We start from the raw sequence: 19301 nt of genomic DNA, 5'->3' as shown, positions 1-19301 counted from the left end.
TGAATCCGGCCCGTCAGACGTGACGGCCGGAGAAGAACGTCTCGCGCAGCGTGCGCATCCACAGCGGCTGTGCGTCGGCCAGCGCGAGACGGCGCTGCCGCGCGAAGCCATGCCGCGCGAGATGGTCGGCAACCCGCGTATGGCCGGCCGGCACGGCACAGCCGACCGCTTCGGTACGCAGGTCGTCGAGAAACAGGTAATGCACGACGCACGGCAGCCAGCCGGCCACGCGGTGCGGGCCGCGCCAGCGCGACTCGCCGACCAGCATCCGCAGCCCGCGGTCGTAGTCGCGCGCCGCGACGTGCGGCCCGAGCGCGTCCTCCTTCAGCCAGAACGCCTCGAAATACGCGAACGGCTCGCCGTCGAAACAGCCGATCAGCGGCGTCACATGCGGATCGGCTTCCTGCGGCTGCCGGTCTTCCGCGCCGCGTTGCGCGGGCGGTGCGCCCGGCCAGCCGTCGCGCACGCGCGGCTCGTCGAACCAGCGGGCGAGCCGCTCGGCGTCCTCCGCCGGCTGCCAGCCGCGCAGCGTGAAGCGCACGCCGAGCGCCGGCAGGTCGCGCGCGTAGACCTCGCCGCGCGGCGCGGGCGGCCGGCGCGGATGACGCCGGCCGTCGGTGATCGTCGGCAGCGTCGCGCACGGCAAATGCAGACCGACGCGCCACAGGTCGGCCTGTTGCGCCCAGCCATCGCGCAGGCAGCGGCCGCCGTCGGCGAGCACGCCGCTCGCACGCAGCGCGTCGAGCGCGACTGCCGGCCAGGCGGCCGGGTCGAGCCGGATCGCCGCGTGGCACGCGCGGTCCGAAAACGCCGCGGCCAGTGCGGCCAGCAGCGCCCGCCGCTGGTCGGCCGGCGCCGCGCGATGGTTGTAGGCGACGAGGCGCAGCGCGCCGTCGTCGCCGAGCTGCGCGCGCAGCAACTGCGCGCCGATGCCGTCGCCGTGCGCGACGCGGATTTCCGCGCCGTCGCGCACGGCAAACAGGCCGTCCGCGAATGCGAGGCGGTAGGTATCGAGCATCGTGAATCCGTCCGGACGGACTTCAGCCAGCATGGCGCGCCTCCTGTCCCGTTTCCGCCTGGGCGTCGAGCCGCGCGCCGAGTGCCGCGAGCGTCGGCGCCGCGAACACGTCGGCGACCGTCAGCGCATGACCGGCGCGGCCGGCCGCGTCGACGAAGCGCACGACGTCGAACGACGTCGCGCCGGCTTCGAACAGATCCGCATTGGGCTCGGGGGCGGCCGTCGCGAACGTGTCAGACCACAGCGCGGCGAGCACGGCGGCCGCATGCGACGGCATGGCGTCGGGCCGCGTTACCGCGTTGGCGTGGGCGCCGAACGCAGCCTGCGCGGCTGCACGGGCATCGGGCGCGCCGAGCGCCGCTTCCGACGCGCCGGCGAAACGCGCGACTTCGTCGTGGTACAGCTCGACGAGCGCCTCGACGAAATCGCGCGCGAGCAGTTCGTCCGCATACGAGAACGCGGCGCTCACGCGGCCGTCCGGATGCTCGACGACGTCCAGCTCCAGCGTGAACACGACGCGATGGCGCACGTCGTCGAATTCGGCCAGCGACAGGCCGGCCCAGTCGCGTGCGGCGGCACCGGTCGGGCGCAGGTAGTTGAACATCACCTGGAACAGCGGATTGGCCTGCGCGGCGCGCGGCGCACGCAGCGCGGCCACGACGTCGGCGAACGGCACGTCGGCATGCGCATACGCGGCGAGCGCCGTGTCGCGCACCTGCGCGAGCACGTCCGCGCGGCGCGCGGCCGGGTCGATCCGCGTGCGCACGACGACCGAGTTGATGAACAGGCCGAGCGCCGCGCGGGCCGCGTCGCCGGTGAGCTCGCGCGTCGACGCGAGCACGCCGACCGGCTGGTCGGCCACGCCCGTCGCGCGGAACAGCGCGGTGTTGAGCGCCGCGTGCAGCAGCATCGGCAGCGTCGCGTGCGAGGCCGACGCGGCGTCGCGTGCCGCGCGAATCAGCTGCGCATCGAATTCGAACGCGATGCGGGCCGCGCGCCATTGCGGCACCGCCGGCGCGTCGGCGCGCTGTGGCAGCACGCGCGACGGCAGATCGGCGAGCGCATCGCGCCAGTACGCGACACGCGCCGGATGGCACGGCGCGGGGAGCACGAGCGGGACGGCCAGTTGGACGGCCGGTTGGACGGCCGGCTGATCGGCTTCGTCGGCCGGCACGGCGCTGCCTTGCACGCGGGCGACATAGCGGGCGCGCACCGCGTCGAGCCATAGCTCGATCGATTCGCCATCCGACACGATGTGGTGGATCGTCACCGACAGCACGTGATCGTCCGCCGCGAGCCGCAGCACGCGGGCGCGCCACAGCGGCGCATCGGTCGCGAGGTCGAACGGCGCGAGCGCATCCTCATCGGTCAGCGCGGCCGCGCGGGCCAGTGCATCGGCTTGCGTCGACAGGTCGATCACCGGCAGCGCGACGGCAACGTCTGCGTCGATCCGCTGGCCCGGCAGCGCGCCGTCGCGGACGACGAGCCGTGCACGCAGCGCCGGATGCCCGGCGGCCGCCTCCGCGAACGCGGCGCGCAGCGCATCGACATCGAGCGGCCCGCGCACGCGCAACGCAACCGGAATGTTGTACGCGGCGCTGTCCGGCTGCGCGCGCCACAGGAACCACAGGCCGAGCTGCGCGGGCGATAGCGGCCACACGCCGTGGGCGTCCGGTTTGACCACGGCGACGCCTGGCGCCGTGGCGCCGGTATGCGCGGCGCGCGGCGCATCGGCCACCTGCCGCGCGTATTGCGCGAGCACGGGCGCCTCGAACAGCGCACGCACCGGCACGTCGCGGCCGAGCCGTTCGGCCACGCGCGTCGCGACACGCACGGCCGCGAGCGAATGGCCGCCGAGATCGAAGAAGTGATCGCCGCGGCCGACGCGTTCCAGGTTCAGCACGTCGCACCAGATCGCCGCGAGCGCGGCTTCGTCGCCGTCGTGCGGCGCCTCGTACGTGCGTTCGACACGCACCGGCGCCGGCAGCCGCGCACGGTCGACCTTGCTGTTCGCGTTGCGCGGCAGCGCATCGAGCACGATCAGTTGCGCGGGCACCATGTAATCGGGCAGCGTGCGGCGCAGGTGCGCGTCGAGCGTCGCGGCTTCGACCGGCTGCGCGGCCGCCTGCGCCTCCGCGGTCAATTCGACATACGCGACGAGCTGCGCGAGCGCGCCCTGCCCGTGCACGACCGCGCAGGCTTCGCGCACCGCGTCGTGCGCGGCGAGCTGCGCTTCGATTTCGCCGAGTTCGATGCGCAGGCCGCGCAGCTTCACCTGGTGATCGACGCGGCCGATGAAATCGAACACGCCGTCCGCGCGGCGCCGCACGAGGTCGCCGGTACGGTACAGCCGCGCGCCCGGCGCGCCGTACGGATCGGGCACGAAACGCTCGGCCGTCAGCGCCGGGCGATCGAGATAGCCGCGCGCGACGCCGATGCCCTCGCCGCCCAGGTACAGTTCGCCGATCACGCCGACCGGCAGCGGATGCAGCCGCGCGTCGAGCACGTGCGCGGTGCGCGCGCCGACCAGCGTGCCGATCGGCAGATACGCGGCGTCGCCGAGTTTCGCGAGATCGTCGCCGGGCCGGAACATCCACAGCGTCGGCGTGATGACCGTTTCGGTCGGGCCGTAACCGTTGACCACGCGCACGTTCGGCAGCGCGCGGCGCAGCATCGCGAACGCCTCGCGCGACGTCGCCTCGCCGCCGACGGTCAGCGAACGCAGCGTCGGCGGTGCGCCGTGCGCGAGCGCCCATTCGGCGAGCTGTGCCGCGCAGCCGGGCGGCACGTAGGTCATCGTCACGCCGTCGCGCATCATCATCGCGCAGGTCTGCGCGGGCGGCCACAGCACGTCGGCCGTCACCGACACCGCGGCGCCCGACATGTATTGCGAAAACCAGCCTTCGTGCGCGCCGTCGAAATTGACCGACTGAAACAGCAGGAACACGTCGTTCTCGCCCGCGCCGTAGCGCTCGGCGATCGCCGCGCAATGCAGGGCGAACGACGCGTGGTCGACGATCACGCCCTTCGGCTTGCCGGTCGAACCCGACGTGTAGATCGCATATGCCGCATGGCCGGGCAGCACGTCCGGCAGCGCGACGTGCGCGGCTTCGTCGAGCGTATCGATTGCGTCCGCGCGCCACACGCGCAGTTCCGGCAATTCGGGCAACGATGCGGCGCTCGCGCCGTCGGTCAGCACGTGCGCGATGTTCGCGTCGCCGACGATCTGCGCGAGCCGTTCGCGCGGATGCGCCGGATCGAGCGGCACGAACGCGGCGCCCGACTTCAGCACCGCGATCAGCGCGACGAGCAGGTCGACCGAACGCTGCAGCGCGACGCCGACGCGCATCTCGGGCCGCACGCCGGCCGCCACCAGATGGCGCGCGAGGCGCGCCGCGCGGGCATCGACTTCGCCGCGCGTCAACGCGCGATCGACGTCGGCGACGCCGCGTGCGTCGGGCCGTGCGTGCGCATGCGCGGCGATGCGTGCATGCACCGGCACGAACGGCTCGGCATCGGTCGCGCCGGCCGGCGCGTTCCATGCGAACAACTGCGCACGTTCGTCGGCCGGCAGCCAGTCGAGATCGCCGATCGGCAGGCTCGGACGCGCGAGCGCATCGGTCAGCAGCGTGACGAAGCGCGCGGCCAGCCGTGCGATCGCGTCCGCATCGAACAGGTCGAGCGCGTAGATGAAGGCGGCGTCGAAGGTGCCGTCCGGCGTCGCTTCGACGGACAGCGTCAGGTCGAACTTCGCGGACGGCGTGCCGGACGGCAGCAACGCGGCCGACGCCGCGCCGAGCGCCGGCAGCGCGCGGCGTTCGCCATACGCGGCCATCACCTGGAACAGCGGATGGTGGCTCGCGCTGCGCGGCACGCCGAGCGCGTCGACCACCTGTTCGAACGGCACGTCCTGGTGCATCTGCGCGTCGACGAGCGCGCGCTGCGTGCGTTCGACCAGCGACGAGAAATCGCCGTGCGCGGGCACGTCGACGTCGATCGCCAGCGTATTGACGAAGAAGCCGATCAGGCCGGCGACTTCCGCGCGCTCGCGGTTCGCGGCCGGCACGCCGACGCAGATCCGCGCGTCGCCGGTCGCGCGCGCCAGCAGCGCATCGAGCGCGGCGAGCAGCACCGCGAACGGCGTCGCGCCGGATGCGGCCGCGAACGCGCGCAGCTGCGCGCCGAGGCGCGCGTCGAGCGAAAACACATGACGCGCGCCGCGCGCACTGCGCCGGGCCGGCCGGGCGCTCGCGCCGGGCAGCGTCAGCACACCGCGCTGCGGATCGAGCCGTTCGCGCCAGAACGCGAGCTGACGGTCGCGCTCGCCGGCATCGAGCCAGCGGCGCTGCCACAGCGCGTAGTCGGCATACTGGATCGGCAACGGCGCGAGCGGCACCGGTTCGCCCGACGCATACGCACGATAGAACGCGGCGAGTTCGGACAGCATCACGCCCGACGACCAGCCGTCCGACACGATGTGATGGACGGTCAGCGCGAGCCAGTGATGCGTCGCGTCGAAGCGCACCAGATGCGCGCGCACGAGCGGCGCCGTGCCGAGATCGAACGGTTCGGCCTCGTCGGCCGTCGCGACGGCTTCCGCGCGCGCTACGCGTTGCGCGTCCGGCAACGCTTCGAGATCGGTTTCGCGCCACGGGCAGCGCAGCGGTGCGTGGATCGTCTGCGCGACGCCGTCCTGCGCTTCGTCGAAAGTCGTACGCAGCGCTTCATGGCGCGCGATCAGTGCGTCGCACGCGAGGCGCAGCGCATGTACGTCGAGCGGGCCCGTCAGCGCCAGGCGCTCGGTGATGTGATACGCGTCCGGCGCATCGATCAGCCGCGCGTGCAGCCACAGCCGCGTCTGCGCGAACGACGCCGGCACGCGGTCGGTACGCGGCGTGCGCGGCGGGATCGGCAGCACGCGAAAGTCGATGCCGGCCGCGCCGAGTTTGTCGATGAAGACCGCGCGCTGCGCGTCGGGCAGTTGCGCGAAACGCGTCGCGAGCGCGAGCCAGTCGGGTTGCACCTTCGTCATCCGTCGTCCTTATTGGGTTTCCAGTTCGCCGAGCAGCGCGTCGATCGCGCTCGCCGCATCGGTCGCGCCGCGTGCCGCGCAGGCCGCGTCGATCGCTTCCGCGCAGCGCGCCAGCGTGCGCGTGTCGAACAGCGTGCGCAGCGGCAGCGCCAGGCCCCAGTGCAGGTTGGCCTGCGCGTGGGCCTGCGTCGCGAGCAGCGAATGGCCGCCGAGCAGGAAGAAATCGCCGTCGCGGCCGATCGCGTCCACGTGCAGCACGCGTTGCCAGATGTCGGCGAGCGCGCGCTCGGTGTCGGTCGCGAGTTCGACGGCGTCGGCCGCTTCACGCACCGGCGCGGGTAGCGCATGGCGATCGCACTTGCCGTTCGGCGTGACCGGCAATGCGTCGAGCTCGATCAGCTGCGACGGCACCATGTACGCCGGCAGTTGCGCGCGCAGCGCGTCGAGCAGCGCCGCACGGTCCAGCGGGCCGGCCTCGCCGCGGGCGACATAGCCGATCAGTTGCTCGTCGCGCACGATCACGACCGCATCGTTGACGCCCGGCGCCGCGCGCAGCAGCGCCTCGATCTCGCCCGGCTCGATCCGCTGGCCGCGCAGCTTCACCTGCGTGTCGACCCGGCCGAGGTAGTCGAGCGCGCCGTCCGCGCGCCGGCGCGCGAGGTCGCCGGTGCGGTACATGCGGGCGCCCGGCACGAACGGATCGGGTACGAACCGCTCGGCGGTCAGCGCGGGACGGCCGAGATAGCCGCGCGCGAGGCCCGCGCCCGCGAGATACAGTTCGCCGGTCGCGCCGGCCGGCACCGGCTGCCACGCGGCATCCAGCACGTGCAGTTGCAGGTTCGCGATCGGATGGCCGATCGGCACCGCGACCGCTTGCGCGTCGTCGGGCCCGCAGGTCCAGTGCGACACGTCGATCGCGGCCTCGGTCGGCCCGTACAGGTTCACGAGCGTCGCGTTCGGCAACAGGCGCGCCATCTTCGCGACGAGCTCGGGGGCCAGCGCCTCCCCGCTCGCGACGATCAGGCGCACGCTGTCGCATTGCGCGGCGGCCGAGAAATCGTCGAGATGCGCTGCGAACGCGGCGAGCATCGACGGCACGAAATGCAGCACCGTCACGCCGTGCGCGTGGATCGCGGCAGCCAGACGCGCCGGATCGCGGTGGTCGCCGGGCGCGGCGATCGCGAGCTTCGCACCGATCGCGAGCGGCCACACGAATTCCCACACCGACACGTCGAAGCCGAACGGCGTCTTGTGCAGCACGACGTCGTCGCGCGTCAGCCGGTACGCATGCTGCATCCACGCGATCCGGTTCGCGAGCGCGCCGTGCGTGTTGCCGGCGCCCTTCGGCTTGCCGGTCGAGCCGGACGTGTAGATCAGGTACGCGAGCTGCGCGTCGTCGATCGCCGCGGTTTCATCGGCAACATCGCCCGCTTCGTCGGCCAGCAGATCCGCGACCGTCAGCAGTTGCGTGTCGGCGCCCTCGCCCAGCGCGGCCTCGACCTGCTCGCGCAGATGCGCCTGCGTGATCGCGACGGCCGGCCGCGCGTCGCGCAGCAGGTATGCGATGCGCTCGGCCGGATAGTCGGGATCGACCGGCAGGTACGCGGCGCCGGCCTTCAGCACGCCGACGAGCGCCATCACCATGTCGAACGAACGCTCGACGCACAGCGCGACCGGTGTGTCGGGCCGCACGCCGCGCCGGCGCAGCGCGGCCGCGATGCGCGACGTGGCGGCGTCGAGTTCGCGATAGGTCGCGCGCTGCACGCGGCCGTGAGTGTCCGCGTACTCGAGTGCGATCGCGTCGGGCGTCGCGCGTGCCGCATCGACGAATTGCAGGTGCAGCGGCTGCCGTTGCCCGGGCGGCCAGATCCGCGCGGTGTCCTGCGCACGTACCAGCGCGTCGCGGGTCGCCTCATCGGCGATCGACAACGTGCCGAGCCGCGCGTCCGGCGTGCGGGCCAGCGCATCGAGCGCGCAGGCAAACGCGCGATGCCAGGTCTCGACTTGACGCGCATCGACGCGTGCGGTGTCGTACCCGTAGTCGATCGTCAGTTCGGCGCCGCTCTCGATCACGAGCGTCAGCGCGAAATCGGTCGCTTCGATGCTGCGCACGCCGCTCAACGCCAGCGCGCGCGGATCGGCGTCGCGCACCGACTCGTCGACCGGATAGTTCTCGAACACGACCAGCGTGTCGAACAGTGCGCCGCCCGATCCGCGCGCCCAGCGCTGGATGTCGGCGAGCGGCGTGTGCGCGTGTTCGGCGGCGGCCGCGTTCTCGCGCTGCAGCGTGTGCAGCCAGTCGGCCGCACGTTGCTGCGGCGCCGGCGCGGTGATGACCGGCAGCGTGTTGATGAAGAGACCGAGCACCGAATCGACGTCCGCGAGCGCATCGGGACGGCCCGCGACGGTCGCGCCGAACGCGACGGCCGGCTGGTGCGTCATCCGTTGCAGCGCGAGCGCCCACGCGCCCTGCACCAGCGTGTTGACGGTCAGCTTCAGCGCGCGGGCGGTCTGCGCGACGCGCGTCATCGTGTCGGCATCGAGCGTCGCGCGCCACGTGGCCATCTCGGCTTCCGCGCGGTCGGCCGCGCGTTCCGCGATCAGCGTCGGTGCGTCGAGCCGCGCCAGGCGCCCGGTCCAGAAGTGCTCGTCGGCATCGCGGTCGCGCGTGCCGAGCCATGCGATGAAATCGCGATAGCGCAATGCCGGACGGCTCGCGAACGGCGACACGGCGTCCGGGTCGCGATAGTCGCGCAGCACGTCGGCGAGCAGGCGCGCGGTGCTCCAGCCGTCGAGCAATACGTGGTGACGCGTCCAGACGACCCGCCACGCGTCGTCCGTCACGCGGATCAGCGTGAGCCGCATCAGCGGCGGCTCGCGCCAGTCGAAGCCGCGCGTGCGGTCGGCCGCGAGCCAGGCGTCGAAATCGGCGTCGAGCGTGTCGCCGCGCGTGCGCCAGTCGAGCTGTTCGACCGGCATGCGCGCGTGACGATGCACGCACTGCAGCGGCGCGGCTTCGTCCGGCATCACGCTCGTGCGCAGGATGTCGTGACGCGCGATGGACGCGTCGAACGCGGCCGCGAGCCGGTCGGCGTCGAGCGCCGTCGCGGTCGCGACGAGCTGGTTCACGTAGCTCGCGTGGCCGGGCGCGAACAGCGCATGGAACAGGATGCCCTGCTGCATCGGCGACAGCGGATACACGTCGTCGATCGTGCGCCAGTCGAGCGGCGCGCGTTCGATCGCGCCCTGCGTGAGGCCGGCGGCCTGCGCGAGCGGGAAATCGCCCGGCGTCGCGCCGGCGCCGCGATGCGCGACGCGTGACGCGCAGGCGTCGACGAGTTCGCGCAGCGCGGCCGCGAAGCGTTCGGCGAATGCGTCGATCGTCGCGCGTTCGAATTGCGGCGCACCGTAGACCCAATGGACCTTCAGCGTGCGCGCGCCGTCGCCGTCCGTGTCGAGGTACGCATGGATCGCGAGCGTGTTGCCGAGCGGTCCGTTCGGATCGCGCTCGGTGCCGGTGCCGCCGAAACGCGGCACGAGCGTCGCATCGCGCGGCGCGTCGAACTGGCCGAGATAGTTGAACGTGACGCGCGGGCGCGGCACGGCGGCCAGCGCCGCGCGCGTGGCTGCATCGCCATAGTGTGCGAGCACGCCGAAGCCTAGCCCCTTGTGCGGCACCGCGCGCAGCGTGTCCTTGACCGCGCACAGCGTGTCGCGTGCCGTCGCTGCGACCGGCAGCGTCACCGGGTAATGGCTCGTCAGCCAGCCGATCGTGCGGCTGGCATCCGCATCGTCGAACAGCGCTTCGCGGCCGTGTCCTTCCAGTTCGACCCGGCACGATGCGGCGCCGCGTGCACCGGCCAGCGCCAGCGCGAGCGCCGCGCCGAGCAGCTCGATCGCCTGCGTGCGATAGGCCGCGTGCGCGTCGGTCAGCGCGGCGCGCGTCAATGCCGCGTCGATCGTCTGCACGACGACGGACGCATCGGCGTTCGTCGCCGCCGCGTCGGGGTGATCGGCCACGATGTCGTCGCCCTGAGCCATGCCGGCCCAGTAGGCGGCTTCGGCCGCGAACGGCGACGCCGGTTCCGTTGCCGCGCGGGCGAGCCGTGCGGCCCAGGCGTCCGCGCGCAGGCCGGGCTGCGACAGGCGAACCGGCGTGCGCTCGCATGCGGCGCGATAGGCGCTGTCCAGGTCGTCGAGCAGGATGCGCCACGACACGCCATCGACGATCGCGTGGTGAATCGCGAGATAAAGCCGGGTCGAACCGTCCGGCAGCCGTGCCGCGCACGCGCACGCGAGTGGCCCGTTGCCGAGGTCGAGACGGCGCTGCAGCGCGTCGAAGCGTGCCAGCGCGTCGGCGTCGTCGCGTGCGGCGACTTCCACGAACGGCAGCGCATCGTACGGTTTCGCCGCATCGCTCGCGTGCCACGTGCCGTCGGCGCCGCGTGCGAAGCGCTGGCGGAATGCATCGTGATGCGTGAGCACCGCGTCGAATGCGCGGGCGAATGCGTCTGCATCGAACGCGCCCCGCACATCGAACGACACCGACTGGTTCCAGTGGCCGCGGTGCGGAATATCAAGCGCGAAGAAGCGCTGCTGCGCGGGCGTCAGGATCGCGGCGGCAGCCGGCGAGGCCGTGGCAGCCGCAGTCGCGGTCGGAACCGCGCTCGCCGGCTGCGCGGCAACGGCCGTGTCGTCGATTTTCGCCACGCGCGCGAGTTCGGCGACGGTCGGCCCGTCGAACAGTTGCTTCGGCGTGAAGCGCACGCCGCGCTTGCGCGCACGGGCGATCACCTGCAGCACGAGGATCGAATCGCCGCCGAGTTCGAAGAAGTTGTCGTCGCGTCCGACCTTCGGCGCCTTCAGCACGGCCTGCCAGACGTCGGCGAGCACCGTTTCGACCGCGCCCTGCGGCGCATCGCTGGATGCGACTACAACCGGCACGGCTGCGAGTTCGCGCAACGCCGCGCGATCGATCTTGCCGTTCGCGGTCACCGGCAGGCGCGCCAGTGCGACGAACTGCGCGGGCACCATGTAGTCGGGCAGCTTCGCGGCGAGCGCGGCGCGCACCGCGGCTTCGTCGAATGCCGCGCCGTCGCGCATCACGACGAAGGTCGCGAGCCGCAGGCGGCCATCGTGCTCGATCGCGAGCGTTTCGGCCTGCGCGATCGGGCCGGCCGCACGCACGGCCGCACTCACCTCGCCCGGCTCGACGCGGTAGCCGCGAATCTTCACCTGATCGTCGATCCGGCCGAGGAACGCGAGGCGTCCGTCCGTACGCAGCCGTACGCGGTCGCCCGTGCGATACAGCCGTGCGCCGGGCGTGAACGGATCGGGCACGAAGCGCTCGGCGGTTTGCGCCGGGCGTCCGAGGTAGCCGCGCGCGACGCCCGGCCCGCCCAGATACAGCTCGCCCGTCGCGCCGGCCGGCACGCACGCGCCGAACGCGTCGAGCACCAGCGCGCGCGCATTCGGCAGCGGCAGCCCGAGCGGCACGCCGCTCGCGGGATCGCGCGCGTCGGCGGCAATCGACGCCGTATCGCACGCGAGCGCGCCGACCGTCGCTTCGGTCGGCCCGTAATGGTTGATCACGCGGCACGCCGGCGCGAGCGCGGCCAGGCGCGCGACGAGCGCCCACGTGAGCGTTTCGCCGCCCGTCACGAGCGCGTGGCGCGGCAGCACGTCGGCCGGCACGCGCGCGTCGAGCAACGCCTGCAGATGGCTCGGCACGATCTTCAGCACGCCGACTTCACGGCGGCGCATTTCGTCGGCGAACAGGTCCGGATCGAATGCGCAAGCGGCCGGCAGCAGATGGAGCGTACGGCCCGCGCACAATGCGCCGAACAGCGTCGTGTGGCCGAGATCGGCCGCGACCGTCGACACCATTGCGAACGACGCATCGGGCGCGAACGCGAGTTCGTCGAGCATCCCCTGCACGTAGTCGGCCAGCGCGCCATGCGATACGACGACGCCCTTCGGCGTGCCGGTCGAGCCGGACGTATAGATCAGGTATGCACCCTGTTCCGGGTGCGGCGCAACGCGCACGCCGGCCGCATGAGCGAGCGTCGCGTCCTGCGCGAGCGCGTCGACGTCGAGCGGCTGCGCGTCGATGCCGGCCGGCCACGCGGCCGGTTCCGCGACGAGCGCCCAGCGCGCGCCGCAGTCGGCGGCAGCCGCGGCGAGACGCGCGGCGGGCTGGGCGGGATCGAGCAGCACGGCGAGCGCGCCGGCTTTCAGCGCGCCGAGCAGGCCGACGACGAACCGTGTCGAGCGCTCGATGCAGACCACGACGGCCGCTTCGGCGGCCACGCCGCGTTGCGCCAGTGCCCGCGCGATGCGGTTCGATGCGTCGTCGAGTTCCGCGAACGTCAGCGAAGTCGATGCGTCCGACAGCGCGACGCGATGCGGATAGGCGGCCGCCTGCCGCGCAAATGCGGCGACGATGTCGGCATGCTCGATACGCAGCGCGCGACCGTCGCGCGGCTGGCGCGATGCAGCCGACGCATCGCACGGCAGCGCGGCCGTCGTATGCTGCGGAGCGTGCGCGGCCGCGCCGACGAGCGCCGCATAGCTGTCGAGCCACGCACGCGCGGTATCGGCATCGATGCAGTCGGTCGCATAGGCCGCGACCAGTTCGATCCCGTTCGCATCGTCGGTGAAATCCAGCGCGAAGTCGAAGCGCGCGGCGAGATCGGGCCCCGGCGTCGCGACCGCCGTGGCGCGCGGCAGCACGCTGTCGTGCCGTGCGTCGAACTGCTGCGCGAATTTCACGCGCAGCCATTCGTCGCCGCGCTTGACGGGCGGCTTCACCGCATCGACGACGCGCTCGAACGGCACGTCCTGGTGCGCGACCGCATCGAGCGCCGCGGTGCGCGCCGCGTCGACGAGCGCGCGGAACGGCAGCGTCGGCGCCACGCGTACCCGCAGCGCGACCGTATTCAGGAACAGACCCAGCAATGCACGCGTTTCGGGGCGCTGGCGATGCGCGACCGGCACCGCGACGACGACGTCCGTTTCACCGGTCAGGCGCGACAGCCACGCGTCGAGCGCGGCCAGCAGCACCGTGAAGACGGTCGCCTGGGCGTCCCGTGCGAGTTGCCGCACGTCGGCCGCGACCGCATCGGGCAGGCGCACCGACACGCGGGCGCCCTGCAGCGTGCGCGTGGCGCCCGGCTGGCGGTCGACCGGCAACGCGAGCGGGCCCGGCACGTCGCGCAACGCGCCGCGCCAGTAGTCGAGCTGACGTTCGCCCTCGCCGCCGGCCAGCATGTCGCGCTGCCAGTCCGCGTAGTCGGCGTACTGGATCGGCAGATCGGGCAGCGACGGCTCGCGCCCGTCGGCATACGCGCAATACGCGGCCGACAGTTCGTCGAACGCGCAGCGCGAGCTCCACCCGTCGGTGATCGCGTGATGCGCGGTCAGCAGCAGCCGGTGACGGTCGTCGGCGAGCACGACCAGCGTCGCGCGCAGCAGCGGGCCGCGTGCGAGGTCGAACGGCTCGGCCGCATCGCGCTCGGCCAGACGCGCGGCGTGCGCGTCGCGGGCGGCCGGCGGTTGATCGCGCAGGTCGACCGTGGCGATCGACACCGGCAGATGCGCATGAATCCGCTGCATCACGACGCCGTCGTCGTTGTCGACGAGCGTCGTGCGCCACGCTTCGTGACGGCCGATCACGTGATCGAGCGCGCGCTGCAGCGCGTCGCGGTCGAGCACGCCGTCGATCGTCCAGTGTGCGGCAATGTGATACGCGGCGCTTGCGTCGCGCGTTTGCGCGAGCACCCAGAAACGTTGCTGCGCGAGCGATGCCGCGCGATCGACGTACGGCGCGGCCACGGCGGCCGGCGCACGGCGCGCGGTAATCGTGGCGAGCGGTTCGCCGGTCTCGCGTTCCGCACGGTCGACCGTGTCGGCCAACTCGGCGAGCACCGGATCGGCGAACAGCGTATCGAGCCGCAGATTCACACGAACGGCCGCACGAATCGCGGCGTGCAACTGCATCGCGGCGAGCGAATCGGCGCCCAGCGCGAAAAAACGATCGTCGCGCGACGGCATGACGTCGAGGCCCAGCAGCGTTTGCCAGAGACCGGCGATCTGCCGTTCGGTCGGCGTGCGCGGCGCATCGCCGGCGGCTTGCGTCGTATCGCGCGCGGCGGCAATCCGCTCGCGCAGCGCGGCACGGTCGAGCTTGCCGTTCAGCGTGTACGGCAGCGTATCGCAACGCACGAACCGGTGCGGCTGCCACGCAGCCGGCAACTGCGCGGCCACGTGCGCCTTCAACGCGACATCGTCGGCCGCCGCGCGCAGCGCGACGCATGCGATCAGCCGCGTCGGCCCGTTGGCGGTTTCGGCGATGACGGCCGCGTCCGCCACGGCCGGGTGCGAGCGCAGGCACGCGGCGATTTCCGCCGGCTCTACGCGCACGCCGCGCACCTGGACCTGATCGTCGAGGCGGCCCAGATAATCGTATGCGCCGTCGTCGCGCAGGCGTGCGAGGTCGCCGGTGCGATAAACGCGCGCGCCGGGCTCACCGTCCGCATCGGGAACGAAACGTTCGGCCGTGAGCGCCGGGCGGCCGTGATAACCGCGGGCGACGCACACACCGCCGAGCAGCAGCTCGCCCACGCCATCGGCTGCCGCGCCGTCGATGCGTGCGGCCCGCGGGCCGATCACGCTACCGATCGGCAACGACGCATACGCGTCGTCCGCGGCCAGCACCGGCATCTCGCCCGGCGCGACCGGCCACAGCATCGGCGAGATCACGGCCTCGGTCGGCCCGTAACCGTTGATCAGGCGCACGGCCGGGAACGTGCGGCGCACGAATTCGAATGCCTGCTGCGGCAGCGCCTCGCCGCCGAACGCGAGCACGCGCAATGCCGGCGGCACGCCGTCGCGCGCGGCGACGGCCGCGAATTCACGCAGGTATGCCGGCGGAAACGCCGCGACGTTCACGGCTTCGCGCACCATCAGCGCATGCGCGGCGTCCGGCGCGAACGGCTGCGGCGGCGCGACGACGATGCCGGCGCCGACCGCGAGCGGCGCGAGCCAGCATTCGTGCGCGGCGTCGAAGTTGACCGACGCGAAATGCAGCAGACGGTCGCCGGCCTCGATCGGCAGCGCGGCGGCAAGCGCGTCGCAGTGCGCGGCGAGCGGCCCGTGCTCGACGACCACCGCCTTCGGCGTGCCGGTCGAGCCCGACGTATAGATCATGTAGGCGGCCGAACGCGGGTGCACGGCCACGGTGTCGTCATCGAACGCGTGATCCTGCGCGACGCCCGATGCGTCGGCGGTCGCGTCGAACGCGTGTTCGAACGGCGTGCCGAGCGCCGCGCGGCCGGCGGCGTCGACGATGCCGTGCCGCAGTTGCGCATCCTGCACGATCCAGTCGAGGCGCGCGGCCGGATGGCGCGGATCGAGCGGCACGAATACGCCGCCCGCCTTCAGCACGGCCAGCAGCGCGACGAACAGTTCGCCCGAACGCTCGACGCACACGCCGACCCGCACTTCGGCGCCGACGCCGGCCGCGCGCAGTTGCCGCGCGAGCTGCGATGCACGTGCGTCGAGCGCACCGCGCGACAGGCGCAGGTCGTTCTGGAAAGGCACCGCGATGGCGGGTGCGTCGGGCGCGAGGCGCGCCAGTTCGCGGATTCGGTGATGCAGCGCAGTCGGGAAACTCGTCATGTGCGTGAAGTCCTTCGGTCCGGCCGCTTCGGCCAAGTCTCGGGGCCGCTTGGGGCGGCTTCACTGGTGTGACGAACGGCGCGGCCGATTTTTTACCGTTTTGCGTGCAAAGTGCGTACGGCGGCTTTTTTTGACGATGGGGCTAAATATTTGCGCGGCCCGTTCGTCTATCAGGGAGGAAAGCCGGGAATGGGGCGCGCCCCCCCGCCCGCCGCTTTCGCGTCAGATTTGCCGTTTCCGCTTGATTGCCTGCCTTCCCTTTACCGACGTTGCCGATGACAGCCGCCCACGAGCCTTCTTCCCCGCCGTCCCTCGACGCTTCCCCCGGCCGCCCCGCGGCGCGCCTGATCCTTGCGCTGCTGCGCGAAAGCCGTGTGTCGCTCACGCTGGCGCTCACCGCCTGCGTGCTGAACGGCGTCGCGAGCGTGCTGCTCGTCGCGACGCTGAACCGCGCGCTGTCGCAACCGGGCGCCGCCGATGCGTCGCTCGCGTGGCGCTTCGCGCTGTGCGCGGTGATCGCGCTCGTCACGCGGATCGTGTCGGGCACGCTGTTCGCCCGCCTGTCGCAGGACACGATGGCGCGGCTGCGCGTGCATCTGGCGCGGCGCGTCGGCGCGGCCGAATTGCGCGACATCGAGCGGATCGGCGCCGCGCCCGTGCAGTCGGTGCTGACCGACGACGCGACCAACGTGTCGATGCTGTTCTTCGCGCTGCCGAACCTCGTCATGCACGGCTCGATCGTGTTCGGCTGCCTCGGCTATCTGGCGTGGCTGTCGTGGCCCGTGTGCCTGCTGGCGCTGGCCGCGATCATCGCCGGCTCGCTCGGCTATCACACCGGCGACCGCCGCGCGATCGCGTCGCTCGAAGCCGCCGGCCAAGCGCAGGACCGCCTGTTCGGCTATCTCGGTTCGCTGTTCTCCGGCGCGAAGGAGCTGAAGCTGCACGATGCGCGCGCCCGCCAGTTCGTCGACGGCCAGCTCGGCGCCGCGATCGGCGAAGTGCGCGACCACCGCCGCCGCGCGTTCAGCGCGTATGCGGTCGGGGTCGGCTGGATCATCTTCCTGTTCTACGTGTTCCTCGGCGTCGCGTCGTTCTGGCCGCAGCTCGGCGTGCATGCCGACCCGGCCGCGGCCGCCGGCTACGTCGTCGTGTTCCTGTTCATGCTGGTGCCGCTCGACGGCCTGCTGAACAACCTGCCGACCGTCAACGCGGCGCGCGTGTCGCTCACGCGGATCGAAGGCGTGATGGCCGAGTTCGGCGCGCTGCGCACGGTGCCGCCCGCGGCCGATGCGCCCGACGTGCCGCCGGCCGGCGCCGTCACGCTGCGCGGCGTCACGCACGCGTACTTCCACGAACGCGACGAACGGATGTTCAGCATCGGGCCGATCGACCTGACGATCAAGCCGGGCGAGCTCGTGTTCATCGTCGGCGGCAACGGCAGCGGCAAGACCACGCTCGCGAAGGTGCTGACGGGGCTCTACGAGCCCGAACAAGGCACGATCGAGGTCGACGGCCGCACGATCGGCTGGCGCGAGCGCGCGGCCTACCGGCAGCGCTTCAGCGCGGTGTTCAACGATTTCCACCTGTTCGATGCGCTGCTCGGCATCGTCGATCCCGACGATCCGTCGCGTGCGCAGGCCGATGCGCGAGCGAACGCGCTCGTCGCGAAACTCGCGCTCGACCACAAGGTGAAGGTGGTCGACGGCGCGTTCTCGACGCGCGCGCTGTCGACCGGGCAGCGCAAGCGGCTCGCGCTCGTCGTCGCGTACCTGGAAGATCGTCCGTTCTACCTGTTCGACGAATGGGCGGCCGACCAGGACCCGTCGTTCAAGGCGGTGTTCTACGAACAACTGCTGCCGGAGCTGCGCGCGCGCGGCAAGGCCGTGATCGTGATCACGCACGACGACCGCTACTTCGATCTCGCCGATCGCCTGCTGAAGCTCGACAACGGACGTATCGTCAGCGACACGCAACCGGCGCGCCTGCGTGCGCAGGATGGCGTCGATGCGATGAGCGCGTAACACGACGACAGTCGATGAAAAAATCGCCGGCACGCTGCAGTGGCAGTGTGCCGGCGATGGTCGTTTCAGCGGGGAATTCAGCCGCTGACGTGTGGCGACCAGGAAAGGCGGACGCCATGCGTCGTCGGGCCGATCACAACGCCCTGCCCGTCAAACGTCGCATCGCCTGCGGCTCGACGCGCACCGCGCGCTCAACGCACGGCCGGCAGCTTCAGCATCGTATCGGTCATCACGTCGGCCAGCTTCAGCGCCGACATCGGCCCGCCGAACCCCCAGATGTTGCGCTCGATCAGCGCGATCCGATGGTCCTTCAACGCGGGCACGAAGCGCCACACCGGCGAATCGAGTTTGGTCGACAACGGCACGTCCATCCCCGACGCGGTCACGAATAGCACGGCGAGGTCGCGCTGCCGCAGCAGATCGGCCGACGTCACGTATAGCGTGCCTTCCCGCGTCGGCTTCTTCGGCCACGGATCGAGCCCGAGCGCCCGCGCGAGGCCCGCCGACGTGCTGTTGCCCGTATACGCCCAGTAACGATCGGGCAAGCCGAGATCCTGCAGCAGCGCGACGCGCTCGCCGTGGCGGCCGGCGGCCGCGAGCCGCGCCGCGTTGCGCGCGATGCCGGCGTCGAGTTGCGCTTCAACCGCCTGCGCGCGCGCGTCGCGCCCCGTCACCGCACCGATCGTCCGGAAGATCTGCCGCATCCAGTCGAGCTGCGTGACCGGTACGCCGCCTTCCGACACGTTCGGGCTGAACTGGAACAGGATCGTCGGCGCGATCCGGTCGAGTGCGTCGAAGATCGGCGCATGCCGGAAGCCGACGCCGATGATGAGATCCGGCTTGACCGCCGCGATCGCCTCGAGTCCCGGCTCCTGCCGCGAGCCGATGTCGGTCACGTGCGCGAGCTGCTCGCTGCGGTAGCCGAGCCAGCCCGGGTAGAACGCCGTATCGGCCATCCCGGCCGGCACGAGGTCGAGCGCGATCACGCTTTCCGCGAACATGAAGTCGAGCGCGACCACGCGCTGCGGCCGCACGGGCATCTTCGCGCTGGCCTGCGACACGACGGGATTGCCGGCCAGCGACACGCCGCCGTGCGCACCGCCTGCGCCTCCGGCCGCGGAAACGGCAGCCGCCGCCGATGCGGGAAATGCACCGCAGCACACGGCGCCGAGTGCCGCCGCGAGCGCGCCGAGTGCATGCCGGCGGCCGGCGTGCGTCACCGGATCGCGTCCTGCTCGGCCAGCGCCGCGTCGTCCATCGTCAGTAGCAGGGGGCAGCTTCCACACAGTTGCGTTTCTCCAGGAATTTCGTAGCGCAGGCAGCACACGCGGCGCGCGCGAAACGGCGTCGGCAGCAGCGGCGAGCGTGGCACGGTATCGCGCACGGGCATGCGCAGCGGATTCGATTCGCCACGCATGCAGGTCGAACCGAACAGCCAGTGCGCGTCGCCGACGGGATCGGCCGCGCACGGCAACGAACGACAGGTATCGAGCAGGTAGTCGAGCAGATTGCCCGCGTTGCTCCACAGCACGCGCGGCGTGACGCGGCCCAT

Annotated in this window: 6 protein-coding genes; 1 reads left to right on the top strand and 5 read right to left on the bottom strand. The window is 72.1% G+C overall.

The window, feature by feature from the left end; genetic code table 11:
- Positions 1 to 13: 13 nt before the first annotated feature.
- From DTA15_RS00030 to DTA15_RS00020, 3 genes are read right to left on the bottom strand one after another with little or no spacing between them, the layout of a single operon-like run.
- Positions 14 to 1051, bottom strand: coding sequence for a GNAT family N-acetyltransferase (locus DTA15_RS00030; protein WP_012492607.1), 1038 nt, complete (start codon positions 1049 to 1051; stop codon positions 14 to 16).
- Complete coding sequence (locus DTA15_RS00025) at positions 1041 to 6050, bottom strand: non-ribosomal peptide synthetase (protein ID WP_012492606.1); 5010 nt, start codon at positions 6048 to 6050, stop codon at positions 1041 to 1043. The genes DTA15_RS00030 and DTA15_RS00025 overlap by 11 nt, the downstream gene beginning before the upstream one ends.
- Before the next feature lie 9 nt (positions 6051 to 6059).
- A complete protein-coding gene (locus DTA15_RS00020) occupies positions 6060 to 15728 on the bottom strand; it encodes a non-ribosomal peptide synthetase (protein ID WP_012492605.1) in 9669 nt (3222 codons plus the stop codon).
- Positions 15729 to 16003: 275 nt separating this feature from the next.
- Between DTA15_RS00020 and DTA15_RS00015 the strand changes: the two genes are divergently transcribed.
- Complete coding sequence (locus tag DTA15_RS00015) at positions 16004 to 17749, top strand: cyclic peptide export ABC transporter (RefSeq protein ID WP_012492604.1); 1746 nt, start codon at positions 16004 to 16006, stop codon at positions 17747 to 17749.
- Positions 17750 to 17940: 191 nt separating this feature from the next.
- Here DTA15_RS00015 and DTA15_RS00010 read toward each other — a convergent pair whose 3' ends face one another.
- Together DTA15_RS00010 and fhuF are read right to left on the bottom strand one after the other, a co-directional pair.
- Entirely contained in the window at positions 17941 to 18969 is a 1029-nt protein-coding gene (locus DTA15_RS00010) for an ABC transporter substrate-binding protein (protein ID WP_006492070.1), read from the bottom strand.
- The coding region (gene fhuF, locus DTA15_RS00005; RefSeq protein WP_111990718.1) for a siderophore-iron reductase FhuF at positions 18966 to 19301 on the bottom strand (336 nt) is incomplete at its 5' end. The genes DTA15_RS00010 and fhuF, both read right to left, overlap by 4 nt.

Origin of the sequence: Burkholderia cenocepacia, assembly GCF_900446215.1 — a bacterium.
Lineage (GTDB): Bacteria > Pseudomonadota > Gammaproteobacteria > Burkholderiales > Burkholderiaceae > Burkholderia > Burkholderia cenocepacia.
This window is presented reverse-complemented; position numbering and strand designations above follow the sequence as displayed.